The following is a 25,902-nucleotide window of genomic DNA, read 5'->3' as shown; positions in this document are numbered from 1 at the left end:
GGCACCGGGCGGACCGTTCCGAACGGCTCAGACGAAGTCCAGGGCACCGTGGCCGAGGGGCGGGACGAGTCCCTCGGCCGCGGCGCGCGTGAGCAGCGCGCGCACGGCCGCGTAGCCGCTCTCGCCGAGATCGGCGGTGAACTCGTTGACGTACAGCCCGATGTGCTGGTCGGCGACCGCCGGGTCCATCTCCTGGGCGTGCTCCAGCACGTAGCCGCGCGACGCCTCCGGATCGGCCCACGCCATCCGCACCGAGGCGCGCGCGGCCTCGGCGAGCGCGCGCAGCCGCTCCGCGCCCAGCGAGCGCCGGGCGATGATCGCGCCGAGCGGGATCGGCAGGCCCGTGGTGGTCTCCCAGTGCTCGCCCATGTCGGCCAGGCGGTGCAGGCCGTACTTCCCGTAGGTGAAGCGCGCCTCGTGGATGACCAGACCGGCGTCCACCCGGCCGTCGCGGACGGCGGGCATGATCTCGTGGAAGGGCATGACGACGATCCGCCCGACCCCGCCGGGCACCGTCTCGGCCGCCCAGAGCCGGAACAGCAGGTAGGCCGTGGAGCGCTCGCCGGGCACCGCGACCGTCGCGCCGCGCAGGTCGGCGCCGGGCTCGCGGGTGAGCACCAGCGGCCCGCAGCCGCGTCCGAGCGCGCCGCCGCAGGGCAGCAGCGCGTACTCCTCCAGCACCCACGGCAGGACGGCGTAGGAGACCTTGAGGACGTCCAGCTCGCCGCGCTCGGCCATGCCGTTGGTGACGTCGATGTCCGCGAACGTCACGTCCAGCGGCGGGGCGCCCGGGACCAGGCCGTGCGCCCAGGCGTGGAAGACGAAGGTGTCGTTGGGGCACGGGGAGTACGCGATCCGCAGCGGTCCGCCCTCCTCGGGGTTCCGCTCGGACTGCCGCTCAGAGATCACCTGGGACACGGTCCCTCCAACCGTCGAGTACGGGAACGATCCTGCCGAAGGCGGCCGTCAGGGCGTCGAGCGCCTCCGCGATCCGCCAGGCGGAGCGGTCGCGCGGGCCCACGGGGTTGGACACGGCGCGGACCTCCAGCACGGGGACGCCCCAGACCGCCGCCGCCTCGGCGGCCCCGAAGCCCTCCATCGCCTCGGCCAGCGCCCCCGGATGGCGCCGCGCCAACCGGGCCGCCCGGTCGGCGGTGCCGGTGGCCGTGGAGACCGTCAGCACCGGACCCAGCGCCGCTCCGGCCGCCTCGGCGACGGCCCGCGCCAGCGGTCCGTGCGGATGGTGGACGGTCGTGCCGAAGCCCAGATCGGCCACGGAGGTGAAGGGCTCGGGCCCGTCGGGCGTCTCCGAGCCCAGGTCCGCGGCGACGATCTCGGAGGCGACGACCACCGAGCCGACCGGCGCCAAGGGCGGGAAGCCGCCGGCGATGCCCGCCGAGACCACCAGCCCGTAGGGGCGTCGGTCCGCCGTCCCGCGCGCCAGCGCCGCGCTGGTGCGGGCCGCCGCGGCGGCGGGGCCGGCGCCCACGGCGAGCACGTCGATGCCCGCCGGGGCGCACGCGGCCGCCACGGCGTCACGTTCCGCGGACACGGCGGTGACGACGAGGGTGGACACGGGCCCGGACGGGGTCAGTCTTCCTCGCGGTCGAGGTCGACGCGCCACACGCCGTCGCGGTACCGGGTGCCGTCGTACCCGACGATGCTGAGCTCCACCGTGTCCGCGGAGGTGCCGTTGGCCTGGGCGAACAGGCCGTCGCTGGAGAAGCTGCGGTAGGTCTTGCCGATCGGCTCGGAGACCACGGGCCGCTCGCCGAGGAAGACCACCCAGCCGGTCTCGGCGATCTCGGGGTCGACGCCGATGCGCAGCATGTCGCCCTCGCCGACCGTGATGGAGGTGTCGGTCTTCTTCTGGACACAGGAGAGCACCCTGTCCTGCGACAGGTTCTTGCCGTCCTCGTAGCAGGTCGCTTCCGTGGACACGCTGTCCGAGCCGACGGTCACGGTCGCTCGGGGGGTCGGCTTCTCGCAGGCGGAGAGGGCGACGAGCCCGAGGGTGGCCGCACCGATGGCTACGGCAGTGCGAACGGTGCGGCTGCCCTTGCCCCGGGAGATCGTGTGCGTCATAACCCGCAGGCTACCCGGCGGTTCCCGTCAGACGACGCGCGGGTGGGGCGTGCCGTGACGCGCGGCGGACAACAGCGGGCGAAGAGTCGCGAACGATCCCGCGGCGACGAGCACTCCGGCCACGCCCATGCCGACCGGTCCGATCAGCGGCAGCGCGATCCCGACGGCGCCGCCGACCACCCACGACATCTGCATCAGCGTCTCGGAGCGGGCGAAGGCGGAGGTCCGCACCACCTCCGGGACGTCCCGCTGGATGAGGGCGTCCAGGGAGAGCTTGCCCAGCGCCTGCGCCAGCCCGGCGACGGCCGCGACGACGGGCACGGTGACCGTGCCGTACAGCACCGCCGCGACGACGGTCGCGGTCAGCGCCAGCGCCAGCACGGAGGCGATGATCAGCTCCGGCCCGCGGTCCCGCAGCCAGGCGCCCAGCGCCGTGCCCAGCGCGTTGCCGCCGCCGGCGGCCACGGCCACGACGCCCAGCGAGACCACGGGGTCCAGGCCGGCCAGGGGGTGCTCGCGGAGCATGAAGGCGAGGAAGAAGGTGAGGAAGCCGGAGAGGGCGCGCAGGGAGGAGTTGGCGATCAGGGCGTTGAGCACGGACGCGCCGACCGTCCGCAGGCCCGGCCGCTTCGGCCTGCCGTTGCCGTTCCCGTTTCCGTTGCCGCTTCCGGTTCCGGTGGCGGTCGCGGTGGCGCCGTCGTTCCCGGCCCCCTCGACGTCGGTTCTCCCGTCCGCGTCCGGGCCGCCCGCCGCGCCGGACGCGGTCCCCTCGGCGCCGGCGGCCTTCTCGGCCTCCAGGGCCCCGGGGACGTCCCGGCCGCTCCGTTCCCTCCCGACCCCGCTGCCGAGCTCCTGGCCGAGTTCCTTGTCGGCCCTCTTGTCGGCCCCCTTGTCGAACCCGTCGCCGGCCGCCGCCTCGTAGGCGGACAGCAGCGCCTTCCGCTCGCCCTTGGCGGAGTCCACCGTGTGGGGGAGAGAGAAGGACAGGAACGTCCCGACGACGAAGACCACGAAGGCCCCGTACAGCGGCCAGGACGGCCCGATCCCGTGGAGCCCCGCCCCGATCGGCGCGGCGGCGCCGGTGGCCAGCAACCCGGCCAGCGTCACCCGCGAGTTCGCCTTGACCAGCGAGATCCGGTGCGGCAGCAGCCTGGGCACGACCGCCGATCTGACCACCCCGTACGCCTTGGAGGCGACCAGGACCCCCAGCGCCGCCGGGTAGAGCTCCAGGCTGCCGGTGGCCACCGCGCCCGCCATGCTCAGCGCCAGCAGCGCGCGGGTCAGCATCGCCCCGGCCATCGCGGCGCGCCGGCCGTGCGGGATGCGGTCCAGCAGCGGCCCGATGATCGGCGCCAGCAGCGCGAAGGGGGCCAGGGTGACGGCCAGGTAGAGCGCGACGCGACCGCGCGCCTCGCCCGTGGGCACGGAGAAGAAGATGGTGGAGGCCAGGGCGACGGTGATCAGCATGTCGCCCGCGGAGTTCACGGCGTGCAGTTCGATGAGTTTGCCCAGGCCCGATTCGCCCGCGCCCTGCGCGTGTGTCGCCCGGCGGATCCGCCGGGCGAGTGCTCGGGGAGGCGCGTGTACGGCGCGGGCGATGACCCGCGCCGTACGACGGAACCGCCCCGTGCCTCGCCGGGGCGTCCTGAAGGCTGCCACGTCGCCAGTGTGCCCCAAGGGCCGCCGCCCGGCCCGGTGCCTCGGGTTGGCCTTTTGGTTGAAGGTGCGACGGTCAGGGGCGGACGCGCGTGGGGTAGCGTGGAGGGACAGTGCGCTCCGCCCGGCGGGATCGGATGGGTCCGGACGTCGCAGCGGTCCTTGGGTCCGCTCCGTTCGCACCCGCTTTGACCTGGGCGTACGGGAGGCGCGCTCGCGAAACGGCGTAGGAGAGAATCGATTCTTGTGAGTGCTGCGATGCGAGGCCGGGCCCCTGATCGCCTGTGCGCCGGGGCGGTTGAACTGGCTCGGGAAGCGGCGGAGGAGGCCGCGTTCCCGAGCAAGGTCGGCGACCATCTGGGTGCCGTCGCCGACGGGGACCGCGTCGTCACGCACTTCTTCGACTGCCTGGAGCCGGGCTACCGCGGCTGGCGGTGGGCCGTCACCGTCGCGCGGGCCTCGCGGGCGCGGACGGTGACGGTGGACGAGACCGTCCTGCTGCCCGGCCCGGACGCGCTCCTCGCCCCCGAATGGGTGCCCTGGAGCGAACGCCTCCGTCCGGGTGACCTCGGGCCCGGCGACCTGCTGCCCACCACGGCCGACGACCCGCGTCTGGAGCCGGGCTACACCGACGCGGACGCCCCGCCCCCGAACTCCGTTCTGTCGCGGGAGGAGTCCGAGGAGACCGACAGTCTCGCGGAGGCCGAGGACGCCGAGGTCTCCACGAACGAGCCCGGAGCGCTGCCGGGCACCCCGGCGCGCGGCAGCATCGCCGCGGTCGCCGAGGAGATCGGCATGGGCCGTCCCCGGGTCCTCTCCCGCCACGGCCTGAGCACCGCCGCCGACCGCTGGGAGGAGGCGTACGGTCCCCGGACCCCGATGGCCCAGGCGGCTCCCGCGACATGCATGACCTGCGGCTTCCTCGTCCCGATGGCGGGCTCGCTGCGGCAGGCGTTCGGGGTGTGCGCCAACGAGTTCTCCCCTGCGGACGGCCGCGTGGTCTCCTTCGCCTACGGGTGCGGCGCCCACTCGGAGGCGGCCGTCATGCCCAGGACGCCCCGTCCGGCCCCGCCGGTGGTCGACGAGACCCGGGTGGACGAACTGCCGCTGGACGGCGGCACCGGGACGCCGGGCGGCGGCGCCGACGGCGGGAACGCGGGCGGGAACGCGGAGGCGTAGCCCCGGCCGGCCCGTTCCGGTGGCCGGCCCGCGGACCGGTCAGACGATGCCGCCGTTGGCCCGGACCACCTGGCCGTTGACCCAGTGGCCCCGCGGGGAGGCGAGGAAGGCGACGACCTCGGCGATGTCGGCCGGCGTGCCCAGGCGCTCCAGCGGGGGTTGGGAGGCCAGCCGGGCGACGGTCTCCTCGTCCTTGCCGTCCAGGAACAGGGCGGTGGCGGTGGGGCCGGGCGCGACGGCGTTGACGGTGACGTCCCGGCCGCGCATCTCGCGGGCGAGGATCAGGGTGATGGCCTCCACGGCCCCCTTGCTCGCGACGTAGGGGGCGTAGTTGGGGAAGGCCAGGCCGATCGCGGAGGTGGAGAACAGCAGGATCGCGCCGCCGGCGCGCACCCGGCGGGCCGCCTCCCGCGCGACCACGAAGGTGCCGCGGATGTTGGTGCGGTGCAGCGCGTCCAGGGCGTCCAGATCCACGTCGGCGACCGGGGCCAGGTACATCCGGCCCGCCGCGTGCACGACGGCGTCGACGCCGTCGAACTCCTCCTCGGCCACGTCGAACAGCGTGGCGACGGCCTTCTCGTCCGCCACGTCCGCCCGCACGGCGATCGCCCGGCCGCCCGCGTCGGCGGCCTCGGCGACGGCGGCCTCGGCCTCCTTGGCGCTGCCGGCGTAGTTCACCACGACGGACCAGCCGTCGGCGGCCAGTCGGCGCACGCTCTCGCGGCCGATGCCGCGCGAGCCGCCGGTGACGATCGCGACGCGCGGTGCCTCGGCGGTGGGGCGGGGTTCGGTGGTCATGAGGGGTCCTTCCGGTGTGGGCGGGGCCGGACGGCGAGCCGTCGGCCTTCCTTCCCCGTACTGTCGCCCTTACCCGGGGGACGGCGCCCCCGTCACCCCCGTCACCCCGCCGCCGGCCGCGACCGGCCCGCGACGTGCGGAAGGCTCCCGGCGGACGGGACGCGGTGTCCGCCGGGAGCCTTCTTCGGGGGAGGGACGTGGTCCGGTGCGCGGCCCCTACCGCGCGCAGGCGTCGAGGAAGCCCCGGAAGAGCCGGGTCCGGTGGGCCGCCGAGCCGGCCGGGTCCTCCGGGTGCCACTGGACGCCGACCACCCACCGGTCGGGGTGCTCGGTCGCCTCGACCACCCCGTCGTCGGCGCGCGCCGCCGTCACCAGGCCGTCGCCGACCCGGTCGACGGCCTGGTGGTGCCCGGAGCGGACGGTGAGGCGGGGGCCCTGGACGAGGCCGGCCAGGCGGGTGCCCTCGACGACGGTCACCTTCTCGTCGAGGAACATCGGCTGCCCCGGCCCGCCCCGGTGCAGCCGGTGGTCCTCCAGGTCCGGCACGAGCGTGCCGCCGAAGGCGACGTTGACCAGTTGCGAGCCCCGGCAGATGCCCAGCACCGGTCGGTCGGCGTCCACCGCCGCCCGGATCGCGGCGAGGGCGAACTCGTCGGCCCGGCGGTCGACGCCGTAGGAGTTGGGCACCGGGCCGACGACGCCGTACAGCGCGGAGTCCACGTCGCCGCCGCCCAGCAGGAACAGCCCGTCGTACCCGGCGACGCGCCCCGGGTCGCCGAGGTCTTCCAAGGGAGTGGAGGTCTCGACGAGTTCGCAGCGGGCGCCCAGGTCGGTCAGGGCGGTCAGGGCGGTCCGGGTGAAGCGCCGGACCAGATCGGCGACCTCCTCGGTCATGTTCGGGAAGGTCAGCGACACCAGGACCGCGATCCGCGGGCCGTCCCCGGCCGCGACGCCCTCCGGCTCCACCTCGGAGCGGAGGACGACGGGGGCGCCGGGGAGCTTCCCTCCGGTGGTTCGGGGCGCGCTCACAGCTTGATCCAGGTCGACTTGAGCTGGGTGTACTTCTCCAGGGCGTGCAGGGACTTGTCGCGACCGCCGAAGCCGGACTGGCCGTAGCCGCCGAACGGCACGGTGACGTCGCTCTCGTCGTAGTTGTTGACCCACACGGTGCCCGCCCGGATGGCCCGCGCCAGGCGGTGCGCGGTGGACAGGTCCCTCGACCACACCGCGGCGGCCAGGCCGTAGTCGGTGCCGTTGGCCAGGCGCACCGCCTCGTCGGCGTCGTCGAAGGTCAGGACGGAGAGCACCGGGCCGAAGACCTCCTCGCGGGCGATCCGCATCCCCGGTTCGACCTCGAAGACGGTGGGCTCCAGGTAGTAGCCGCCGGTCTCCTCGAGGATCCGGTCGCCGCCCAGGGCCAGCCGGGCGCCCTCCTCCACGGCGCCGTTCACGTGGTCCAGGACCCGTTCCAGGTGCTCGGCCTCCACCAGCGCGCCCACGTCGGTGCGCGGGTCGAGCGGGTCGCCGACGACGGTCCCGCGGCTCTCCTCCAGGACCAGTTCCAGCAGTTCGTCCTTGACGTTCCGGTGGACCAGCAGCCGCGATCCGGCGGAGCAGACCTCTCCCTGGTTGAAGAAGATGCCGCCCGCGACGCACCTGGCGACCGTCCTCAGGTCCGGGGCGTCCTCCATGACGACGTGCGGGGACTTGCCGCCGAGTTCGAGGGAGACCTCCTTGAGGTTGGACTCGGCCGCGTACGTCAGGAACAGCCGGCCCACCGGTCCCGAGCCGGTGAAGGTGACGGCGTCGACGTCGGGGTGGCGCCCCAGGGCGGCGCCGGCGGTCGGCCCGAAGCCGGGGACGACGTTGAGGACGCCGTCGGGCACGCCCGCCTCGCCGGCCAGCTCGGCGAAGCGCAGGGCCGTCAGCGGGGACTGCTCGGCCGGTTTGAGGACCATGGTGTTGCCCGTGGCCAGCGCCGGCGCGATCTTCCACACGGCCATCATCAGCGGGAAGTTCCACGGGACCACCGCGCCGACGACCCCCAGGGGTTCGCGGGTGATGGTGGCCAGGGTGTCCCGGTCGGTGGGGGCCACCTCGTCGCAGAGCTTGTCGACGGCCTCGGCGTAGAAGTCCAGGGTCTGGACGGTCACCCGGATGTCGACGGCGAGGGCGTCCCGGTAGGGCTTGCCCATGTCGACGCTCTCCAGGAGCGCCAGCTCCTCGGCGTGCTCCTCGACCAGCCGGGCCAGCTTCTGGAGCACCGCGCGCCGCTTGCGGGGCGCCAGGTGGGACCAGACGCCGCTCTCGAACGCCTTCCGGGCGGCGGCCACGGCGCGGTCGACGTCCGCGGCGTCGCCCGCGGCGACCGACGTGATCGTCCTGCCGTCGCGCGGGGAGATCCGGTCGAACGTGGCGCCGTCGGCGGCGTCGACCGGCTTCCCGTCGATGTACAGCCGGTTGGGGAGGGACAGCCCGGCGAAGCGCTTCTCCAGCTCCGCACGGGTGGCCAGGGCCCGGTCCTCCGGGATCGCTGTCATGCTGCGCGCTCCTTTCGGTGTGCGGCACGCCGGGTCGCGGCGCGTTCGACGAGGTCGCGGAAGAGGGCGCCGTCCTGCTTGGAGGTGTCGAACAGGTCCTCCGGGTGCCACTGGACGGCGAGCACGTCCGCGGACGCGTGCTCCACCGCCTCGACGCAGCCGTCGGGGGCCTGCGCCACCACGGTGAGGGAGCGGCCGAGCCGGTCGACGGCCTGGTGGTGGTAGGAGGAGACCTCGAAGGGCTCGGTCCCCACCACGGAGGCCAGGCGCGAGCCGGGCGCGACCGTGACGGTGTGGTGGGCGTCGTGGTGCTCCACGAGGCCCTTCGCCACGTGCTGGTCGAGGGTTCCGCCGCAGACGGTGTTGAGCACCTGGAGGCCGCGGCAGACGGCCAGGGTGGGGAGGTTCAGGTCGATCACGGTCCGGGCCACCGCGAGGTCGAGTTCGTCCTGGTCGGGGTGGTCGGGCCTGGTCTCGGGGTGCGGCGACTGCCCGTAGCGGGCCGGATCGAGGTCCGGTCCGCCCGGCAGCAGCACACCGTCGAACCGGGCCAGCCGCTCCGGCAGTTCGGACAGTTCGTCGCGGGGGCCGCCGTGCAGGATCAGCGGTTCGCCGCCGGCCGCGAACACCGCGTCGCCCAGGGCCTCGGCGGCGACGGTGGCGGCGAACCGCAGACCGGAGACGGAGGCGGCGCGGCGGCCGACCACGGCGATGAGCGGTCTCATGCCCGGCCCTCCGTCCCGCCGTCGTCCCCACCGTCGGGCGCGTCGCCGAAGGGGTACTCCAGCGCCGGCAGCCACTCGGCCCAGGCCCTGGCCAGCCGGCCGTCGGCGATGATCCGGCCGAGCGCGCCGTCCAGCGCCGCCAGGTCCTCCGGGCGGTCCTTGGCGACGCCGACGGCCCAGCGGTTGCCGGTGCGGACGGTGAAGGCCAACTCGAAGTCCGGGTGGTCGCCCAGCGGTACGAACACGACGTCGTCGTCGACGACCGCGTCCACCTCGCCGGCCCTGAGCGCCTTCAGCATGTCCCCGAACACGTCGTCGGAGTCCCCGCCGAAGGGCACGGTGACCGCGCCGTCGAAGGTCTCGGCCAGCGCCATGTTGGTGCTGCCGGCGATGGCGGCGACCTTCCGGCCGCGCAGGTCCTCCGCGGAGCGCGCCGGATCGCCGCGGCGGACGAGCACCGACTCGTGGAAGACCGCGTACGGGCGGGTGAAGTCCACCTCCCGCAGGCGGGATTCGGTGATGCCCTGGCCGCACAGCACGCCGTCGGCGTCGCCGCGCCGCACGGCGGGGATCATCTCGGCCCAGGGCAGGAAGACCCACTCCAGCGGGCGGCCGAGCTCGGCGGCGATCAGTTCGCCGACGGCCGGCTCGTAGCCGCGCCGCCCCTTCTCCGGGTCGTCGGGGAGGAACAGCGGCGCGGCGTCGGAGTCGATGCAGGCCAGCCGGAGAGGCGCGGTCACGGGGTGTCCTCCGCGTACATCGTGTGCTCCCAGTCGGTGACGACGCCGCAGAACCGGGCCCACTCGTCCCACTTGTAGGCGTAGTACAGCTCCGCGGTCTCCTCGCCGATGGCGGCCTTGACGACCGGGTCGGTGTTGAAGACCTGCAGCGCCTCGCCCAGGTTCAGCGGCAGCGGCGTGAACCGGGGGGCGTCGGAGCCGCTGCTGTAGCTGGAGCCCTGCTGGGGCGGCCCCGGGTCGATCCTGTTCTCCAGGCCGTCCGAGATCGCGGCGATCAGGACGGCGTGCGAGAGGTAGGGGTTGACCATGGCGTCGGGGAGCTTGAACTCCAGCCGCCCGTTGGCCGACAGGCGCACGGTGCAGGTCTTGTTGTCCTTGCCCCAGTTGATCTGCGACGGGGCGAACTGGCCGGAGTCCCAGTACCGCTTGTAGGAGTTGACGGTCGGGCCCATGACGGCCATGGAGGCGGCGGCGTGGGTGAGGATGCCGCCCAGGGCGTGGAGACCGGTCTCGGTGAGGTGCAGTTCCCGGCGGCCGGGCTCCTCCAGGACGTTCTCCTCGCCGCGCCACAGGCTGAGGTTGTGGTGGCAGCCGTTGCCCATCATGCCGGTGGCCGGCTTGGGCATGAAGCTGGCCTTGATGCCGAGCTCGCGGGCGACCTGGCGGCACAGCTGCCGGTAGGTGACGAGCCGGTCGGCGGTCAGGTCGGCGTGGTCGAACATCCAGTTGAGTTCGATCTGGCCCGGGTCCTCGTAGTCGCCCTCGATCATGTCGAGGCCGAGAGCCTTGGCGTAGGAGATGACCTTCTGGTAGATCGGGCGGCTGCGCTCCAGCAGGTCCACCCGGTAGGCGGGGCTGTCGTCGGGGCGGTGGTGGACCTCCAGCCCGGGGCCGGACCAGGTCATCTCGGGCTCGCAGCCGGTGCGCAGCGTCAGGCCGGTGCGGGCGGTGAAGTCCTCGTGCAGCCGGACGAGGTTGCCGCGCACGTCGGTGGCGAGCGGCCGGCCGCCGACCTCGGGCCGGTGCTCGGGCTCGTAGAGGCGGCAGAAGAAGCGGCCGACGCTCGGGTCCCAGGGCAGGACGGCGAAGGTGTCGAGGTCGGGGATCGCGGTGAACTCGGCGGCCTCGGTGCCTCCGCCGAGGAGGTTGCCGGCGCGGTCGACCTGGAAGTCCGCCATCACCGTGCGGTGCATGTTGACACCCTTCTCCACGTTGCGGAGCAGGTGTTCGGCGGGCACCACCTTGCCGATGACGCGGCCGTTGACGGTCACGGCCTGGTAGTAGATGTACTCCACGCCGGCGTTGGCGATGCGCTTCTGCACCGCCTCGATCGCGTCCCGGTCGGCGTTGCGCTCGCGGTGCTGGTCCAGCGCCGTGGTGGTGCCGGCAGTGTCGATGGTCATGTGTACCTCAAGGGGGTCTCGCGGCGGTTCTTGACGGCCGTGTCCGACGGCGGGTTCCGAGGTTTCCGGTGGCGGGAAGGCGGGAGGCGGGCGCGGGTCAGGCGGCCACGAGGGCGTCGAACGCCTGGCGCAGCGCGCGCTGACGGGCGGGCGGCAGATTGATCGCGACGGTGCCCACGTGCGTCGACTGCCGGTGGTAGGTGACGAGCACGCCGTCCGCCGGCCGTTCGAGGTCGCCCTCCTCCACGCGCGCCTCGTCGGCGAGGGCGGGGGAGCCGAAGCTCTGGAACCGCAGGTCCAGTTGGTCGCTCCAGAAGGAGGGGATCGGCGCGAACGGGGACGGGTCGGGCTCGACGCCGGCCAGGTCGGCGGTGAGGGTGGCCGCCGCGCGCTTGGCGGTGTCGGTGGGGATGGACCAGTGCTCGACGCGGCGGGGCACCTCGTCGAACAGGGGGTTGGGGAACCGGGCGACGTCCCCGACGGCGACGAACCGCTCGGCGCCCCGGACCCTGAGCAGGTTGTCGCACAGGATGCCGTCGCTCAGGTCCGGCCCCTCGTTCCCCGTCAGCCACTCGGTGTTGGGGATCGAGCCGACGGCCTCGACGACGACGTCGGCGTCGAGGATGCGCCCGTCGTCGAGTTCGACCCCGGTGACGGCGGTGGTGCCGAGGAGGCCGACGACGGACCGGCCGATGGCGAACCGGATGCCCGCGGCCTCGTGGTGCCGCTGGACGGCGGCGGCCGGCGACGGTCCGAGGACGCGCTGCATCGGCGCCCCGACGGGGTCCACCACGGTGACCCGGCAGCCCAGCCCCAGGGCGGTCGCGGCGACCTCGCAGCCGATGAACCCGGCGCCGATCACCACGACGTCGGCGCCCGGCCGCAGCGCGCCGCGCAGTCCGACGCAGTCGTCGAGGGTGCGCAGCACGTGGCGTCCGGCCGACGGGCCGGGGAGGTCCAGACGGCGGGGGCGCAGTCCGGTGGCGGCGACGAGCCCGTCGAAGGCGACGGTGGAGCCGTCCTCCAGGGTCAGCCGGCCCCGGGCGAGGTCGGCCTCCACCACCGGCAGGCCGAGCCGGAAGTCGACGTCGGCGACCGACGCCCGGCGGCGGAAGGCCACCTTGGCGTGGAGGTCGGCGGGCGAGGGGGCGCCCGGCGCGGACAGCAGCTCCTTGGAGAGCGGGGGCCGGTTGTAGGGGAGGTGGGGTTCCTCGCCGAGGACCGTGATGGGCCCGGTGTGCCCGGCGGCCCGGAGCTGTTCGGCCGCTCGCAGGCCCGCGAGCGACGCTCCGACGACGGCGACGTGTGCGGTCATGGCCGGTCTCCGTCAGCCCTCGACGAGGATGGCCTGGACGGGGCAGACGTCGGCGGCCTCCTCGACCTCGTCGCGCAGCGACTCGTCGGGCTCGCCCTCGTAGACGAGCCGGCCCTCGTCGTTCATCCGGAAGACGGCGGGCGAGGCGATGGCGCACTGGCCGTGGTCCTGGCACAGGGACATGTCGACGGTGACCTTCATGGGGGTGTTCCTCTCGCTCTGCGAGCCGTTGGGGGAAAGCCGTTCGTGAACCGGTCAGGAGGCCGGGGTGAAGGTGAGGGGCAGGCGGACCGGGCCGGTGTTGCCCGAGTCGGGCAGCCACTCGGCGCCCTCGGCGATCCGCGGGTCGCGCAGGCGCCTGGCCAGCAGGGGCAGGGCCTCGCTCATGTCGCTGCGGGCGACGAAGTGGCCCAGGCAGTGGTGGGCGCCGCCGCCGAAGCCGAAGTGGGGCTTGCGCTCGGCGGTGATGTCGAAGGAGTTCTCGCCGAAGACCCGGGGGTCGGTGCCGGCCGACTCGGTCCACAGGTGGATCGTGGTGCCGGCCTTGATCTCCAGGTCCTGGAAGGTGAAGTCCTCCACGGCCTCGCGGGTCACCCAGCGGGTGGTCGGGTTGACGCGCATGACCTCCTCGACCGCCTTGCCGCCCAGCTCGGGCCGCTCGGCGAGCAGGCGCCACTGGTCGGGGTGGTCGACGAAGGTCTGCACGGCCAGGCCGAGCTGGTTGCGGGTGGTGTCGAAGCCGCCGAAGATCAGCAGCACCAGGCCGTCCCTCAGCTCGGCGTCGCCGAGCTTGTCGGAGTCCCGGTTGGCCTCCACGAGCCGGGTGACGAAGTCCTCGCGGGGGTTGCGGCGACGGTCGGCGATCAGGTCGTCGGAGTACCGGTAGAGCCTGTCCAGCGCCTCCTCGATCTTCGGCAGGTCCTGGCGGAGGGTCACGCCCATGGCCAGGCCGATGGTGGCGGCGTCGGTGGAGACGACCTTCCACTCCTCCTCGGGGATGCCGAGCATGATGGCGATCACGCGGGCCGCGTAGGGCTCGGCGAACTCCGAGACGAACTCGCACCGGTCGGGCTCGGCGAAGTTGTCGATCAGCTCGCCGGCCAGCGCCTGGAAGCGCGGCACCAGGCCCTTGATCAGCTTGGGGGAGAAGGCCGGGTTCATCAGCCGGCGCAGCCGGTGGTGCTCCTCGCCCTCCTTGTTGAGGATCCAGCTGTCCCACCAGCGGGCGAACGGCCCCTCGGTCACGCCGTTGTGGGCGGGCCAGGCCACGCTGCCCTGACGGAGTCTGGGGTGCTTGAGCAGTCGGCTGACCTCCTCGTACCGCAGCACGGCCAGGCCGTAGTTGGTCCGGGCGTACCAGCTGCGTTCCCGCGCTTCGTGCACGGCGGGGGAGGTGATCGAGAAACCCGGGTCTGCGACGTCGAAGTACGGGGCGGCGTCGATTGCTGTGCCCGTCATGGAACTCTCCAACTCTCGGGGCGAGCTTTGCGAGTGGCCAAATACTCTAAACTCAGAGTTTGTGAGTCAAGGGTCCGTCGGGAAAAAGTTCCGCCTCGTTCACCGGAGCCGCCGCGGCGTACGGAAAAAGCCCGTGAAATCGCCTCTTTCGGGAGGGTGTGGACAGGAAGAAAGCGGGACCGCCGCGGCCGATCCGGCCGCGGCGGTCCCGTGTTCCTGGTCGATTCCGATGTGATCTGTCGTGCTCTGTTGCGTTCTGCTCTGCTCTGTCCTGCTCTGTCGTGTCCGTGTGGTTCCGGGGGCGTCGGCTACTCGCGGGGCGCCAGGGCCACCACCCAGTCGCTGTCCAGACCGACCTCCCCCACCGCGGTGAAGCCGTCCTCCCCGGCCCGGGGCGTCCTCGGCAGCCGGGAGCCGATCACCCAGCGCGAGGTGTTCGCGGCTATCACCCGCCGCTCCGGGCCGACGAGCACCGCGTCGTGGGCGCCTCCGCGCAGCGCGCCCAGCAGGCGGGGCTCGAACTCGTTCACCCGCAGGTCGGCCCCGACCACGCCCAGGAAGACCTCGTCGACGACGGGGGCGGTGAGGGTGAAGACGTAGCGGTCGGCGCCGAAGTAGTCCACGTACGGGCCGAAGACCGAACGGCGGGAGCGGTCGCGTCCGGCGGCGAACCAGTCCATCTCGAAGTAGTCGTAGACGTCCACGCTGCTCGGGTCCAGGTTGAGCCTGAGCCGGACGAAGCCCGTGCCGCCGCGCTGCCACCACTCGAAGTGCCGGTCGCGGTCCGGCAGCAGCCCGGCCGCGGCGAAGAAGCCGAAGCCGTCCGCCGCGGGCTGCTCGCCGATCCGCTCGACGAGGACCGGCCTGAGGGCGGCCGTCTCCCGCACCCCGAAGGAGCCGCCCTCGGCCAGTGCGGCGCGGCGGCGTGCGACGACCTCGCCCGCCACGATCTCCAGATGGTCGAAGACCTCCCGGAGCAGGCCCCTGACCCGCTCCAGGAGCGTGTCCAGTTCCGCCTTCGCCGCCATGGGCGGCCCGCCTTCCGGTGCGGCCTCATAGGGATACATCGGGCGCCTCCCCCTTCAATGTTCCGCCACCACCAGGTGCAGCTCGATCAGTCGGCGCAGGTTGCGCTGGACATGGCGCTCGGACAGCGCCCGGGCCCGTTCGCCGTCCTCCTCGGCGATGGCCGTGGCGATGGCGTGGTGGTCGGCGACCGCCTCCTCCAACACGGCCAGGGGTTCGATCGGCAGCCAGAGCAGGGACGTCAGCTCGGCCTGGAGGTTCACCTCCAGCCGGGTGAGCCGCTCGGACTGGGAGGCCATCGCCACCTCGATGTGGAACCGGCTGTCGGCCCGTATCCGGTCGCCGTACTCCTCGGCCGCCGCCAGTTGCTCGACGAGCTGGAGCAGCTTCCGCACGCTCGCCGCCGAGGCCCGCTCCGCGGCGAAGAAGGCGGAGGCGCCGGAGACGGCGAACTGCTCGTCGACCAGATCGCGGAGCTTGGAGACGGTGGTGGAGCGCAGCCGCTCCTCCAGGGGGCCGCGCGGCGGGTTCACCGGTCGCCGCACGAAGGTGCCGCCGTTGCGGCCCCGGCGGGTCTCCACCAGCCCCTGCTGCCGCAGGATCGCCAGCGCCTCCCGCAGCGTCATGGGGGAGACCCCCAACTGGCCGGCGAACTCCACCTCGGTGGGGAGCTGCTCGCCGTCGACCACGAGGCCCAGCAGGATCGCCCTGCTGATGCGCTCCACCACCTCCTCCGCGCGGCCTCCCACGTTCAGGGGGGAGATCAGCGAGGTGCGCATCACCGGTGCGCCGCTCGCGGTCATCCGTGCTCCTCGTCCTCCGTCGCCTGCGCTGCCGTTCCGGGCCGTCACCCCGATGTCACCCGCCCGTCACCGAGGGTGCCGTCATCCACGCGTAACAGCACAGAGTCTTGTGCAATAAAAAATGGGCTTGTAGTTTTTCGCGCCATACCAGGGAGCATCTTAGGGCCACCTCCACCCCGGCCGTCCCGATCAAGGCGCGGAAGACGCATTCCGCCCCCACGCTCCTCGACGCTGCAGCGACCCCACTTCCCGTACATCCGCATGTCCTCCATCCCCTCCGGTTCGAGACAACGGGAGTCCGCATGAGTCCCAACGCCACAGCGGGACACCACGACAGCGACGCGGCGCACCTCGCCTCGCTGGGCTACACCTCGGAATTCAAACGGGACATGAGCCCCTGGGCGAACTTCTCGCTCGGCTTCACCTATCTGTCGCCCGTGACCGCCGTCTACACGATGTTCGCCGTGAGCCTGGCCGTGGGCGGGCCGCCGATGATCTGGGCGCTGGTCATCGCCGGTGTCGGCCAGCTGCTGGTCGCCCTGGTGTTCAGCGAGGTGGTGGCCCAGTACCCCGTCGCCGGCGGTGTCTACCCCTGGGCGCGACGGTTGTGGGGTCGCCGGTACGCCTGGCTGACCGGCTGGGTCTACATGATCGCGCTGTTCGTGACCATCGCCGGCGTGGTCTCCGGCGCGGGCCTGTACTTCGCCTCGATGCTCGGGTTCGACCCCACGGTCGACACCGTCATCGTCTGCTCGCTGGCGATCCTCGCGCTGGCCACGGTGATCAACTACCTGGGCACCCGGGTCCTGGCCATCGCCGCCATCATCGGATTCGGCGCCGAGCTGCTGGGCGCCCTCGCGGTGGGCGTGTGGCTGCTGGCCACCGAGCGGCACCACGGCCTCGGCGTGCTCTTCGACAGCTTCGGCGCCGGGGACGGCAGCAACTACCTGTGGGCGTTCGCCGCCGCCTCCTTGATCGGCATCTACAACTACTACGGCTTCGAGGCCTGCGGCGACGTGGCCGAGGAGGTCCGCAACCCGGGGCTGACGATCCCCAAGGCGATGCGCCGCACCATCTACGTCGGCGGCGCGGCGGCCACCTTCGTCACCGTCTCCCTGGTGCTGTCGGTCTCCGACATCTCCGCGGTCGTCGCCGGCGAGGACACCGACCCGGTCTCCGGAGTGCTCCAGACGGCCTTCGGCACCGCGGGCTCCAAGGTGATCCTGTCCGTCGTGGTGCTGTCCTTCCTCTCCTGCGCCATGAGCCTCCAGGCCGCGGCCAGCCGGCTGGCCTACAGCTACGGCCGCGACGACATGATCGTGGGCAGCGGGCTGCTGCGGAAGTTCTCCCGGACCCGCCGCATCCCGCCCTACGCCCTGGCGCTGGCCTTCGCCGTCCCGGCCGCCACCGTGCTGGCCTCCAAGTTCTCCGAGGACGCCCTGACGAAGATCGTCAGCTTCGCCTCCCTCGGCATCTACCTGGGCTTCCAGATGGTGGTGTTCGCCGCGCTGCGCGCCCGGCTGAAGGGCTGGAGGCCCAGCGGTCCGTACCGGCTCGGCAAGTGGGGCCTGCCGGTCAACATCGCGGCCCTGGTCTACGGCATCACCGCCATGGTCACCCTCGCCTGGCCGCGCACGCCCGAGGCCCCCTGGTACGACAACTACATCGTGCTGCTGTCCGGCGCGGTCGTCGTCGGCGCCGGCCTGATCTACATGGCGGTGCACCCCACCCACGGGCGCAGCGACGCCCCGTACGACGACGCCATCCCGAAGAACCCGAAGAACCCGAAGAAGGGGACGGTCGCCGCGGAGACCGACCGGACCGACGAGCCGGAGCCGGCCAACGCCTGACGGCGGAGGCGACCGCTCGCCACACACGGGACGGGCCCGACGCGGACGACGCGCCGGGCCCGTCCCGTGTCCGTCCCGGCCGGCCGCCACGGACCGTCGGGCGACACCACCGGCATCCCGCGCTCGGCCTGCGCCCGGATCTCGTGGTGGGACGCGTGGGAGGTCACCCGGAACGCCTCCTCGTAGGGTGCCGGGGCCGCGCGGACGGCCGCACCGGCCACCCCGCGGCGCCGGACGAGGGACGCCCACCACGCGGAACAGCCCATGATCGCGGTGAGGCAGCCCACGGACCGGCGCGGGGACGGGAAGGGGCGCCGCGGCGACGACGTGCCGCGGCGCCCCTTCCCGGACGCGTCCCCGGGGATCAGCGGAAGGCGGGGATTCCGGTCATGGCCTGGCCGATGACCAGGGTGTGCATCTCCGGGGTGCCCTCGTAGGTCAGCACGGACTCCAGGTTGGTCATGTGCCGGATCACCGGGTACTCCAGCGAGATCCCGTTGGCGCCCAGGATCGTGCGGGCGGTGCGGCAGATCTCCAGCGCCTTGGCGACGTTGTTGAGCTTGCCGATGCTCACCTGCTCGGGGCGCAGGCCCACGCCGTCCTTGCGGCGGCCCAGGTGGAGGGCGAGCAGGGTGCCGTTGGTCAGTTCGACGGCCATGTTCGCCAGCTTCTCCTGGGTCATCTGGAAGCCCGCGATCGGCCGGCCGAACTGCTCGCGCTGCCCGGCGTACTCCAGGGCCGTCCCCAGGGCGCTGCGCGCCGCGCCCATGGCGCCCCAGACGATGCCGTAGCGGGCCTCGTTGAGGCAGGACAGCGGGCCGCGCAGCCCGACGACCTCCGGCAGGACGGCGTCGGCCGGCAGCCGCACCCCGTCCAGGACGAGTTCGCTGGTGACCGAGGCCCGCAGCGACAACTTGTGCTTGATCGGCGGGGCGGAGAAGCCGGGGGTGTCGGTGGGCACCACGAAGCCGCGGACGCCCTCGTCGGTCCGGGCCCAGACCACGGCGACGTCGGCGACGGAGCCGTTGGTGATCCACATCTTGCGGCCGTCGAGGACCCAGTCGCTCCCGTCGCGGCGGGCGCGGGTGCGCAGGGAGCCCGGGTCGGAGCCGTGGTCGGGCTCGGTGAGCCCGAAGCAGCCGATGGCCTCGCCGGCCGCCATCCGCGGCAGCCACTGCCGCTTCTGCTCCTCCGAGCCGTAGCGGTGGACGGCGTACATCGCCAACGAGCCCTGGACCGAGACCAGGGAGCGGATGCCGGAGTCGGACGCCTCCAGCTCCAGGCAGGCCAGGCCGTAGTCGACCGCGCTCATGCCCGCGCAGCCGTAGCCCTCCAGGTGCATGCCCAGCAGGCCCAGGCCGCCGAGCTCCCGGGCCAGTTCGCGGACGACGGGCAGCTCGCCCTTCTCGAACCACTCGGCGACGTAGGGGTCGACCGAGGCGTCGCAGACCTGGCGGACGGCCGCCCGGACCGCCTTCTCCTCGGGGCTGAGCAGGTCGTCGATGCCCGCCAGGTCCAGCGGGTCGACCTTGGGGCGGGTCTTCCCGGGCTTCTCGGTCTTCCCGGGCTTCTCGGTTGCGGTGCTCATGGGGGTGTGCCTCTCGGGACGGGGTCGTTCGGGGAATCGCGCGGATCAGGGACGCGGGGGTGTTCGGGACTCGGGGAGGGGCGGGGCCTTGGGATCGGACAGCCAGGCCCGTACCGCCGCGTCGTGCTCGCCCAGCCCCGGCGGCGGCTGCGCCTCGCGGACCAGGCCGGTGGAGTAGGTCACCGGGTGCCGGACGGTGGGCGTGCCGCCCGAGTCCGGGACGACCGTGGGGGACAGCCCCAGCCGCTCGGCGAGGGCGAAGCCGTCGGCGACCGTGCCGACCTTCCCGGCGGGCACGCCCGCCTCGGTCAGCCGCTCCTGCCACACGGCGCAGTCGTCGGCCGCCAACCGCTCCTCCAGCGCGGCCACCAGCTCCTCGCGCCGGCCGACCCGGGCGGCGTTCGTGGCGAACCGCTCGTCCTCGGCCAGCTCCGGCGCGCCCAGCACGGCCGTCAGCCTCGCGAACTGGCCGTCGTTGCCGCAGGCGACGGCCAGCAGCCCGTCGCGGCAGCGCAGGGTCTCGTAGGGGGCGATGGACGGGTGACGGTTGCCCATCCGGCCCGGCGGGCGGCCGGTCTCCAGATAGCCCTGGGCCTGGTTGACCAGGGAACCCAGCAGGCTGGAGAGCAGGTTGACCTCCACCCGGCAGCCGCGTCCGGTACGGGCCCGGTCCGCCAGCGCGGCCAGCACGCCGATCACGGCGTCCTTGCCGGTGAGCACGTCGACCAGGGCCACCCCGACCTTGGTCGGGTCGCCGTCGGCCTCGCCGGTGATGCTCATCAGGCCGCCGACGGCCTGGACGACGAAGTCGTAGCCCAGCAGGTCCGCGCCCGCTCCGCCGCCGAATCCGGTGATCGAGCAGTACACGATTCCGGGGTTGTCGGCGGAGACCTGCTCGTGGCCCAGGCCCATCCGCTCCAGCGTGCCGGTGCGGAAGTTCTCCACCAGCACGTCGGCGCGGCGGGCCAGCTCCCGGGCCAGGGCGCGGTCGCGCTCGTCGGCCAGGTCCAGGGTGACGCCCAGCTTGGAGCGGTTGACGCTCTCGAAGTACGTCGTGGACCTCTCCGACCAGGGCGGCCCCCACGAGCGGGTGTCGTCGCCGGAGCCGGGACGCTCCACCTTGACGACCGTCGCCCCCAGGTCCGCCAGCGTCATCGTGCACAGCGGCCCGGCCAGCACGCGGCTGAAGTCGGCGACCAGAACGCCCTCCAGCGGTCCGCCGCTCATGCCCGACACCCCTCGCCGACGCCTTCGAGGACGCCGTTCACCCGTCGGGGCACGCCCCGGGGGGTGCCGTCGTGCGGGGCCTCGGGCAGCGCGGTCTCGGAGTCGGCGAACGCGGCGAGTTCCTCGGTGCGCACCGCCGGGGCGGTGGCCCGCGGCCCGGGGGTCGAGAGGCCGGTGCGCGGATCGCGGCTCACCTCGACGGGAGAGACATCAGGGGACATCAGGGGCGTCCTTCCGGGTGGCGTTTCCGGGTGCCACCCGACGCTAGGAGTCCCCGGGCCCGGAAGTCCTTGGACGAACCGCCCGGTAATCTCACTCCTCGTACGGACCGCACAATCTCCGGATCTCCGGGCCTCGCACCGAGGGAGGGCCCGTGCCCGCACTCGACGACCTCGTCCGCCTCCTGGGCGCCGACCTCGAACCCGTCGCGCCCGCCGAACCGCCCGCGCGCGAGGTCACCGGCGTCCACGTCAGCGAACTGACCGACCCCACCCCCTACCTCGCGGGCGGCGAACTGCTGCTCACCACCGGCATGGGGCTGACCGGCCAGACGGCACAGGCACGGGCGTACGCCGCCCGGCTGGCCGCCCACGGCGTCACCGCGCTCGGCATCGGCCTGGGGCCCGTCCACCGCGTCGTCCCCGAGACCCTGGTCCGTGCCTGCGAGAGCGCCGGGCTGCCGCTGCTGGCCGTGCCCGCGCCCACTCCGTTCCTCACCATCGCGCGCACCTACTGGTCGCTGACCGCCGCGGCCGGGCAGGAGGAACTCAGCGCGGCGCTCGGCGCCCACCGCGAACTGGTCCGCTCGGCCGCCGGACCCGACCCCGTGCGCGCCGTGGTCCGCACCCTGGCCGGCGCCGTCGAGGGCTGGGCGGCCCACCTCACCCCCCAGGGCGAGGTGGTGGAGGTCTGGCCCCGCGCACACCGGGACAGCGCCCGGACGATCGCGGCCGAGGTCGCCCGACTGCGCGTCGCCGGCCCCCACTCCTCGGCGACGTTCCCGCTCGGCGCGGACGACGTCGTCCTCCAGCCGCTGGCCGGACGGGGACGGCTGAGCGGTTTCGTCGCCACCGGCTGCCCCCGCCCCATGAAGGCCCCCGACCGGCAGCTCGTCCTCACCGCGTGCGCCCTGCTCGCCCTCCAGAGCGAACAGCGGCGGCGCGACACCGCCGGCGCCCGCACCGCACGGGGCTGCGTGGCCCGGCTGCTGCTGGCCGGCCACCTCGACGCGGCCCGCGCCCTGGCCGCCGACCTCGGCCTGCCCCCCGTCGCCCCCCGCGTCCGGCCCCTGGGCCTGACCGGATGGACGGACGGCACCCCCGACGACGTGCTCGACGTCCTCGAACCCGCCGCCGTCCACGGTGCCCGTCAACCCCTGGCCGTCTCCGAACCGGACGAGGTCTGGGCCCTGGTCGCACCGCGCGACGCCGAGGCCGTGCGGGACGCGCTGCGCCGCCTGACCGCCGAACGCCTCCCGGGCCTGCGGGCCGTCCTCGGCCCCGAGGCCGGACCGGGCGAGCTCCCCCACCGCATGCCGGCGCTCCGCCGCGCCCTGGCCGACGTCCCCGCCGGCACCCTGCGCGACCTGGCCGCTCCCGGCGCGCCCGACGCCCCCCGGCTGGACGCGCTCCTGGCCTACCGCCGCACGGACCTGGTCGGCGCGGTCGCCGCCTACCTGCGCCACCGGGGCCACTGGGAGCGCGCCGCCGCCGACCTCGGCGTCCACCGCAACACCCTCCGCCACCGCATCGCCACCGCGACCCGCCTGCTGGAGGCGGACCTCGACGACCCGGACGTCGCCAGCCGTCTGTGGCTGGCCCTGCGGGAGAACGGCCTGGCGTGACCGGGCGGGACACGGAGCGGAGGCCGCGCCGGAGGGCGGCGGCGGACGCTCGTCCGACCGACGTCAGGAGCCGGTGAGGACGACGAGCTGCCGGGTCGCACGGGTCATCGCGACATAGCGGTCGACCGCTCCTTCGATGCCCTCGCCGAACTCCTCCGGGTCGACGAGGACGACCAGGTCGAATTCGAGCCCCTTCGACAGCTCCGGGGTCAGCGACCGGACGCGGGACGTCGCCCGGAACGTGGGATCGCCGATGACGCAGGCGGTCCCGTCGGCGTGTGCGGCGAGCCAGGTGTCGAGGATCGAGTCCAGGTCCGAAACGGACCCGTGGACGACGGGGACGCCGCTGCCGCGGATGGAGGTCGGCACGTTGGCGTCCGGGAGCACGGACCGGATGACCGGCTCGGCTTCCGCCATGACCTCTTCCGGCGTCCGATAGTTGATGCTCAGGGAGGCCAGGGTGATCCGGTCGAGCCCGATCCGCTCCAGCCGTTCCCGCCACGACTCCGTGAACCCGTGCCTGGCCTGGGCGCGGTCCCCGACGATGGTGAGGCTCCGGGACGGGCAGCGCAGCAGCAGCATGTGCCACTCCGCGTCGGTCAGTTCCTGGGCCTCGTCCACGACGATGTGCGCGAACGGGCCGGCGAGCCGGTCCGGGTCGGCGCCGGGCAGGGCGGTCTCGTCGACCAGGGCGTCCCGCAGGTCCTGCCCGCGCAGCATCGTCACCGCGCCCTCACCGTCGGGATCGGCTTCGAGCAGGTTGTCGATCACACCGGCCATGCGCTCGCGTTCGGCGGCGACGGCGGCCTCGTGCCGGCGCCTGCGCCGCGCCGCCTCCGGGTCGCCGAGCCGCTGCCGCGCCGCGTCCAGGAGCGGCAGGTCGGACACCGTCCAGGCCCGGGGGTCCTCGCGTTGGAGCTTCCGAACCTCGTCGGGACCGAGCCAGGGAGCGCACATCCGCAGGTAGGCGGGGACCGACCACAGGTCCGAGACGAGGTCGGCCGCCTCCAGCAGCGGCCACGCGCGGTCGAGGGTGGTGACCAGCTCCTCGTCCTGGAGCAGCGACCTGCGGAAGAGGTCGGGCGGGACGTCGTCCTCGCACTTGTCCAGCAGGATCGTGACCAGTTCCTCCCGGATCTGCTCGCGCGCCTCGTTGTGCGGAGTGCCCGGTTCCACCGCGTCGAACGCCTCGGCCCAGTCGTCGGCGCTCAGCCGGACGTCGAACCAGTCGGTGGTGACCGTCATCCCCTCGGCGGGCGGCTCCTCGTAGATCCCGACGGCCGTCTCGATCGCCTTCACCAGCTGCGCGGACGACTTCAGGCGGGCCACGTCCGGGTCGGCCTCGACCGTCGCCGCGGCTCCCTCGGCGACGAGGTCCCGCAGGGTGCAGGTCTGCACGCCCTCCTCCCCGAGGCTGGGGAGGACGTCGGCGACGTAGGCCAGGTAGGGCCGGTGCGGACCGACGAACAGCACACCGCCCCGACGGTGACCGAGGCGGGGGTCGGAGTGGAGGAGGTAGGCGCAGCGGTGCAGGGCGACGACGGTCTTCCCCGTCCCCGGACCGCCGTCGACGACGAGAGCGCCGCGGGACCCCGCGCGGATGATGGCGTCCTGGTCGGCCTGGATGGTGCCGAGCACGTCCCGCATCCGTGCCGACCTGCTGCTGCCCAGGTCGGCGATGAAGGCGGACTGGTCGTCGAGCGCGGCGTGCCCGGCGAGCCCGTCCGGGGTGAACACCTCGTCCCAGTAGTCGCCGATCCGGCCGTGGGTCCAGCGGTACCTGCGGCGGCTTGCCAGGCCCATCGGGTTGGCGTGGGTGGCTCCGAAGAACGGCTCGGCCGCGGGGGAGCGCCAGTCGACCAGCAGCCGGCGCCCCGTGCTGTCGGTGAGGCCGAGCCGTCCGATGTACAACGGCTCGGGGTCGTCCGCGCCGACCATGCGTCCCAGGCACAGGTCCAGGCCGAAGCGGCGCAGTGTGCGCAGGCGAGCGGTCAGCCGGTGGATCTCCGCGTCCCGGTCCATCGCCTGCCGGCCCACGCCGCCGGGCGCTCTGCGCTGGGCGTCGAGGCGGTCGGACACCTCGGCGATCGTCTGCTCGAGGCTCTCCGCGATGGCCGCGAAGTGCCGTTCGTCGTCGGCGATCAGCGCCGGGTCGGCCTTGGCGGAGAGGCGGTCGGGAAGGTCGAACACGCTGGTGGTCGGGGGGGTCACGGCATCGGCTCCGATCTGAGGTCGTTCGCGACCATGGCGCGCGGCGAGGCGGCTGGACCGGCGTGACGAACCCGGTGGCCACGGCGGGCAACGCTCCGCATGACGTGGGCCCGTGGCCGTTGTCGGTTCAGATCGCCAGGGTGTGCGGGGCTTCGTGTTCCGGGCGGGCGGTCGTCGGGCAGGATCCACGCGCCGGTCTGCACGACGTCGAGATCCGGCGTCTCCTGCCACGGGTCCAGGACCGGGTCCGTCGCCGGCCACGGCCGGTCGCCGATGACGTGGCCGCGGACGTTGTCCACCGGGGGCAGGCCGATCGCCGCCCGGTTCGTGTTGAGCGCCTCGCCGAACAGCGCGTCGATGCTCTGGGCGTCCAGGTCCCACAGCACCCGGTTGTCGGTCACCTCCGGCGGGAACGGCCGGCCCGGATACGCCGGCGGTGGGCGGTGCGGCGACGGCAGGGTGAGCTGCCGGAAGGTCGCGGACACGGAGCGGATGCCCAGCTTCTCGGCCACCGACCGCGCGCCGGCCGCGGCCGGCGTCATGCCGGTCGCCACCAACACGTCGCATCCCTCGGCCGCCGCGGTGACCGCGTCGAACCGGCCGGCGATCAACTCGGCCGCGCGCTCGGGCAGGGACGACGGCGGCGGCGCCCCGGTCGTCAGTGCGCGCGCCGACCGGCCGACCGGCACCAGCGGCACGCCGACACCGTCCAACCGCTGCGCGAAGTCCTCGTCCGGCGGCGCGCACACCCGCACCTCCGCGCCGAGTTCCCGCAACCGCACCGCGAGCGCCACCAGCGGCTCGACGTCCCCGCGCGACCCGTACGTCGACAACACCACACGCATTTCGCGACCCCCCTGTCCCCGGATTTCGGCTTCGGTCGGCGATTCTGCGGCACGACAGGGGCCTTGCCGCAAGCCCCCCGGTGCGCTATACGTTGAGCATGGAAAGGAGTGGGTGACCTCCTTTCCTTTTTCTTTGTCCTCCCGTTGTCGCTCCCGGTGCTCCCCGTGCTCGCGGGCGGGAGGAGACGATGTGACGTCGCGTCACGGCACGCACGCGCGACGGAACTCCCGCCGCATGGACGGCTGACCACCGGCCGTCGGAAGGGCACGCGGCTTCCCCGGCCCGGCGGACTCCCGACCCGATCCGGCGCGACCCCGCCTCGCCCCGCAGCCGCCCCCGAGGACTCCGAGACCGTCGCCGGGGCGGACGAACCCGGTCGCCGCCTTCCGCACGGCGCGGATCGCGGGTGTCGGGAAGAGCCTCCCCGGCGAGCCGGGGCCGGGCCGACCGGCCCGCTTCGGACGCCTCGCGCTCCGGTCGTCGCTCGTGGTGACCCGTGCCGGCCGTCCGGACGGCCGGCACGGCGGGCCCGGCCGTCGCCCCGCCGGTCCGCAGTGCGGGCCGGCGCGCGTCCGGCGTGCCGGACGCAGTACCGTCGCCGCATAGAGG

Annotated in this window: 22 protein-coding genes and 1 pseudogene; 3 read left to right on the top strand and 20 right to left on the bottom strand. The window is 73.7% G+C overall.

Translation table 11 applies throughout. From position 1 onward, the window contains the following. Positions 1–27: 27 nt before the first annotated feature. From ABD335_RS03145 to ABD335_RS03130, 4 genes are read right to left on the bottom strand one after another with little or no spacing between them, the layout of a single operon-like run. On the bottom strand, positions 28–909 hold the full coding sequence (locus ABD335_RS03145) for a 1,4-dihydroxy-6-naphtoate synthase (RefSeq protein ID WP_344320478.1): 882 nt from the start codon (positions 907–909) through the stop codon (positions 28–30). Beyond that, positions 899–1,576, bottom strand: coding sequence for a futalosine hydrolase (locus tag ABD335_RS03140; RefSeq protein ID WP_344320477.1), 678 nt, complete (start codon positions 1,574–1,576; stop codon positions 899–901). The genes ABD335_RS03145 and ABD335_RS03140 overlap by 11 nt, the downstream gene beginning before the upstream one ends. Before the next feature lie 14 nt (positions 1,577–1,590). Continuing rightward, complete coding sequence (locus ABD335_RS03135; protein ID WP_344320476.1) at positions 1,591–2,085, bottom strand: DUF2771 domain-containing protein; 495 nt, start codon at positions 2,083–2,085, stop codon at positions 1,591–1,593. A gap of 27 nt (positions 2,086–2,112) precedes the next feature. Further along, positions 2,113–3,744 carry an MFS transporter gene (locus tag ABD335_RS03130; protein ID WP_425583530.1) on the bottom strand — a complete coding sequence of 544 codons (1,632 nt, stop codon included), beginning with the start codon at positions 3,742–3,744 and terminating at the stop codon, positions 2,113–2,115. A 255-nt stretch (positions 3,745–3,999) separates the two neighbouring features. On the opposite strand from ABD335_RS03130, the gene ABD335_RS03125 reads away from it, so the two are divergent. Further along, positions 4,000–4,920: a DUF3027 domain-containing protein gene (locus ABD335_RS03125; protein WP_344320700.1), complete on the top strand. Its 921-nt coding sequence runs from the start codon at positions 4,000–4,002 to the stop codon at positions 4,918–4,920. A gap of 39 nt (positions 4,921–4,959) precedes the next feature. On the opposite strand, the gene ABD335_RS03120 is transcribed toward ABD335_RS03125, so the two are convergent. The 11 genes from ABD335_RS03120 to ABD335_RS03070 all read right to left on the bottom strand — a co-directional run bounded on the left by ABD335_RS03120 (position 4,960) and on the right by ABD335_RS03070 (position 15,728). Further along, complete coding sequence (locus tag ABD335_RS03120; protein WP_344320475.1) at positions 4,960–5,718, bottom strand: SDR family oxidoreductase; 759 nt, start codon at positions 5,716–5,718, stop codon at positions 4,960–4,962. 216 nt (positions 5,719–5,934) lie between these two features. Continuing rightward, positions 5,935–6,747: a gamma-glutamyl-gamma-aminobutyrate hydrolase family protein gene (locus ABD335_RS03115; RefSeq protein WP_344320474.1), complete on the bottom strand. Its 813-nt coding sequence runs from the start codon at positions 6,745–6,747 to the stop codon at positions 5,935–5,937. After that, the gene (locus ABD335_RS03110; protein WP_344320473.1) at positions 6,744–8,258 is read right to left on the bottom strand and encodes an aldehyde dehydrogenase; all 1,515 of its coding nucleotides are present in this window, start codon (positions 8,256–8,258) and stop codon (positions 6,744–6,746) included. Before ABD335_RS03110 ends, ABD335_RS03115 begins: the two co-directional genes overlap by 4 nt. Continuing rightward, entirely contained in the window at positions 8,255–8,983 is a 729-nt protein-coding gene (locus tag ABD335_RS03105) for a gamma-glutamyl-gamma-aminobutyrate hydrolase family protein (RefSeq protein WP_344320472.1), read from the bottom strand. The genes ABD335_RS03110 and ABD335_RS03105 overlap by 4 nt, the downstream gene beginning before the upstream one ends. Further along, positions 8,980–9,723 (bottom strand): substrate-binding periplasmic protein, encoded by a 744-nt coding sequence (locus tag ABD335_RS03100; protein WP_344320471.1) that lies wholly within the window; start codon positions 9,721–9,723, stop codon positions 8,980–8,982. The genes ABD335_RS03105 and ABD335_RS03100 overlap by 4 nt, the downstream gene beginning before the upstream one ends. Further along, positions 9,720–11,126, bottom strand: coding sequence for a glutamine synthetase family protein (locus ABD335_RS03095; RefSeq protein WP_344320470.1), 1,407 nt, complete (start codon positions 11,124–11,126; stop codon positions 9,720–9,722). The genes ABD335_RS03100 and ABD335_RS03095 overlap by 4 nt, the downstream gene beginning before the upstream one ends. Positions 11,127–11,223: 97 nt before the next feature. Continuing rightward, on the bottom strand, positions 11,224–12,441 hold the full coding sequence (locus ABD335_RS03090) for an NAD(P)/FAD-dependent oxidoreductase (RefSeq protein ID WP_344320469.1): 1,218 nt from the start codon (positions 12,439–12,441) through the stop codon (positions 11,224–11,226). A gap of 12 nt (positions 12,442–12,453) precedes the next feature. Continuing rightward, positions 12,454–12,642, bottom strand: coding sequence for a ferredoxin (locus ABD335_RS03085; RefSeq protein ID WP_344320468.1), 189 nt, complete (start codon positions 12,640–12,642; stop codon positions 12,454–12,456). Positions 12,643–12,696: 54 nt separating this feature from the next. Next, the gene (locus tag ABD335_RS03080; RefSeq protein WP_344320467.1) at positions 12,697–13,899 is read right to left on the bottom strand and encodes a cytochrome P450; all 1,203 of its coding nucleotides are present in this window, start codon (positions 13,897–13,899) and stop codon (positions 12,697–12,699) included. A 308-nt stretch (positions 13,900–14,207) separates the two neighbouring features. After that, complete coding sequence (locus tag ABD335_RS03075) at positions 14,208–14,927, bottom strand: PDC sensor domain-containing protein (protein ID WP_344320466.1); 720 nt, start codon at positions 14,925–14,927, stop codon at positions 14,208–14,210. Between the two features lie 54 nt (positions 14,928–14,981). Continuing rightward, positions 14,982–15,728 carry a FadR/GntR family transcriptional regulator gene (locus ABD335_RS03070; RefSeq protein WP_344320465.1) on the bottom strand — a complete coding sequence of 249 codons (747 nt, stop codon included), beginning with the start codon at positions 15,726–15,728 and terminating at the stop codon, positions 14,982–14,984. A 302-nt stretch (positions 15,729–16,030) separates the two neighbouring features. On the opposite strand from ABD335_RS03070, the gene ABD335_RS03065 reads away from it, so the two are divergent. Continuing rightward, entirely contained in the window at positions 16,031–17,578 is a 1,548-nt protein-coding gene (locus tag ABD335_RS03065; RefSeq protein WP_344320464.1) for an APC family permease, read from the top strand. A 364-nt stretch (positions 17,579–17,942) separates the two neighbouring features. Here ABD335_RS03065 and ABD335_RS03060 read toward each other — a convergent pair whose 3' ends face one another. From ABD335_RS03060 to ABD335_RS03050, 3 genes are read right to left on the bottom strand one after another with little or no spacing between them, the layout of a single operon-like run. Next, positions 17,943–19,166 carry an acyl-CoA dehydrogenase family protein gene (locus tag ABD335_RS03060; RefSeq protein ID WP_344320463.1) on the bottom strand — a complete coding sequence of 408 codons (1,224 nt, stop codon included), beginning with the start codon at positions 19,164–19,166 and terminating at the stop codon, positions 17,943–17,945. Between the two features lie 45 nt (positions 19,167–19,211). Beyond that, positions 19,212–20,393 (bottom strand): CaiB/BaiF CoA transferase family protein, encoded by a 1,182-nt coding sequence (locus ABD335_RS03055; protein WP_344320462.1) that lies wholly within the window; start codon positions 20,391–20,393, stop codon positions 19,212–19,214. Beyond that, positions 20,390–20,614 (bottom strand): hypothetical protein, encoded by a 225-nt coding sequence (locus ABD335_RS03050; RefSeq protein ID WP_344320461.1) that lies wholly within the window; start codon positions 20,612–20,614, stop codon positions 20,390–20,392. Before ABD335_RS03050 ends, ABD335_RS03055 begins: the two co-directional genes overlap by 4 nt. A 152-nt stretch (positions 20,615–20,766) precedes the next feature. On the opposite strand from ABD335_RS03050, the gene ABD335_RS03045 reads away from it, so the two are divergent. After that, a complete protein-coding gene (locus ABD335_RS03045; RefSeq protein WP_344320460.1) occupies positions 20,767–22,236 on the top strand; it encodes a PucR family transcriptional regulator in 1,470 nt (489 codons plus the stop codon). A gap of 63 nt (positions 22,237–22,299) precedes the next feature. On the opposite strand, the gene helR is transcribed toward ABD335_RS03045, so the two are convergent. Together helR and ABD335_RS03035 are read right to left on the bottom strand one after the other, a co-directional pair. After that, positions 22,300–24,447, bottom strand: a complete 2,148-nt coding sequence (gene helR, locus ABD335_RS03040) for an RNA polymerase recycling motor ATPase HelR (protein ID WP_344320459.1) — start codon at positions 24,445–24,447, stop codon at positions 22,300–22,302. 164 nt (positions 24,448–24,611) lie between these two features. Further along, a pseudogene (locus ABD335_RS03035) lies at positions 24,612–25,292 on the bottom strand (glycosyltransferase); the annotation flags it as partial. Between the last annotated feature and the right edge of the window lie 610 nt (positions 25,293–25,902).

This window comes from Streptomyces macrosporus (assembly GCF_039533145.1).
Taxonomy (GTDB): Bacteria; Actinomycetota; Actinomycetes; order Streptomycetales; family Streptomycetaceae; genus Streptomyces; species Streptomyces macrosporus.
The sequence above is the reverse complement of the archived record's forward strand: the minus strand, read 5'-3'. Positions and strand labels throughout refer to the sequence as shown.

What these genes read in the sequence shown, in the direction of transcription:
- ABD335_RS03135 (WP_344320476.1), bottom strand. Translation starts at nt 2,085, where the DNA reads ATGACGCACACGATCTCCCGGGGCAAGGGCAGCCGCACCGTTCGCACT.
- ABD335_RS03105 (WP_344320472.1), bottom strand. Translation starts at nt 8,983, where the DNA reads ATGAGACCGCTCATCGCCGTGGTCGGCCGCCGCGCCGCCTCCGTCTCC.
- ABD335_RS03080 (WP_344320467.1), bottom strand. Translation starts at nt 13,899, where the DNA reads ATGACGGGCACAGCAATCGACGCCGCCCCGTACTTCGACGTCGCAGAC.
- ABD335_RS03125 (WP_344320700.1), top strand. Translation starts at nt 4,000, where the DNA reads ATGCGAGGCCGGGCCCCTGATCGCCTGTGCGCCGGGGCGGTTGAACTG.
- ABD335_RS03120 (WP_344320475.1), bottom strand. Translation starts at nt 5,718, where the DNA reads ATGACCACCGAACCCCGCCCCACCGCCGAGGCACCGCGCGTCGCGATC.
- ABD335_RS03085 (WP_344320468.1), bottom strand. Translation starts at nt 12,642, where the DNA reads ATGAAGGTCACCGTCGACATGTCCCTGTGCCAGGACCACGGCCAGTGC.
- ABD335_RS03075 (WP_344320466.1), bottom strand. Translation starts at nt 14,927, where the DNA reads ATGGCGGCGAAGGCGGAACTGGACACGCTCCTGGAGCGGGTCAGGGGC.
- ABD335_RS03110 (WP_344320473.1), bottom strand. Translation starts at nt 8,258, where the DNA reads ATGACAGCGATCCCGGAGGACCGGGCCCTGGCCACCCGTGCGGAGCTG.
- ABD335_RS03070 (WP_344320465.1), bottom strand. Translation starts at nt 15,728, where the DNA reads ATGACCGCGAGCGGCGCACCGGTGATGCGCACCTCGCTGATCTCCCCC.
- ABD335_RS03090 (WP_344320469.1), bottom strand. Translation starts at nt 12,441, where the DNA reads ATGACCGCACACGTCGCCGTCGTCGGAGCGTCGCTCGCGGGCCTGCGA.
- ABD335_RS03055 (WP_344320462.1), bottom strand. Translation starts at nt 20,393, where the DNA reads ATGAGCGGCGGACCGCTGGAGGGCGTTCTGGTCGCCGACTTCAGCCGC.
- ABD335_RS03065 (WP_344320464.1), top strand. Translation starts at nt 16,031, where the DNA reads ATGAGTCCCAACGCCACAGCGGGACACCACGACAGCGACGCGGCGCAC.
- ABD335_RS03060 (WP_344320463.1), bottom strand. Translation starts at nt 19,166, where the DNA reads ATGAGCACCGCAACCGAGAAGCCCGGGAAGACCGAGAAGCCCGGGAAG.
- ABD335_RS03050 (WP_344320461.1), bottom strand. Translation starts at nt 20,614, where the DNA reads ATGTCCCCTGATGTCTCTCCCGTCGAGGTGAGCCGCGATCCGCGCACC.
- ABD335_RS03095 (WP_344320470.1), bottom strand. Translation starts at nt 11,126, where the DNA reads ATGACCATCGACACTGCCGGCACCACCACGGCGCTGGACCAGCACCGC.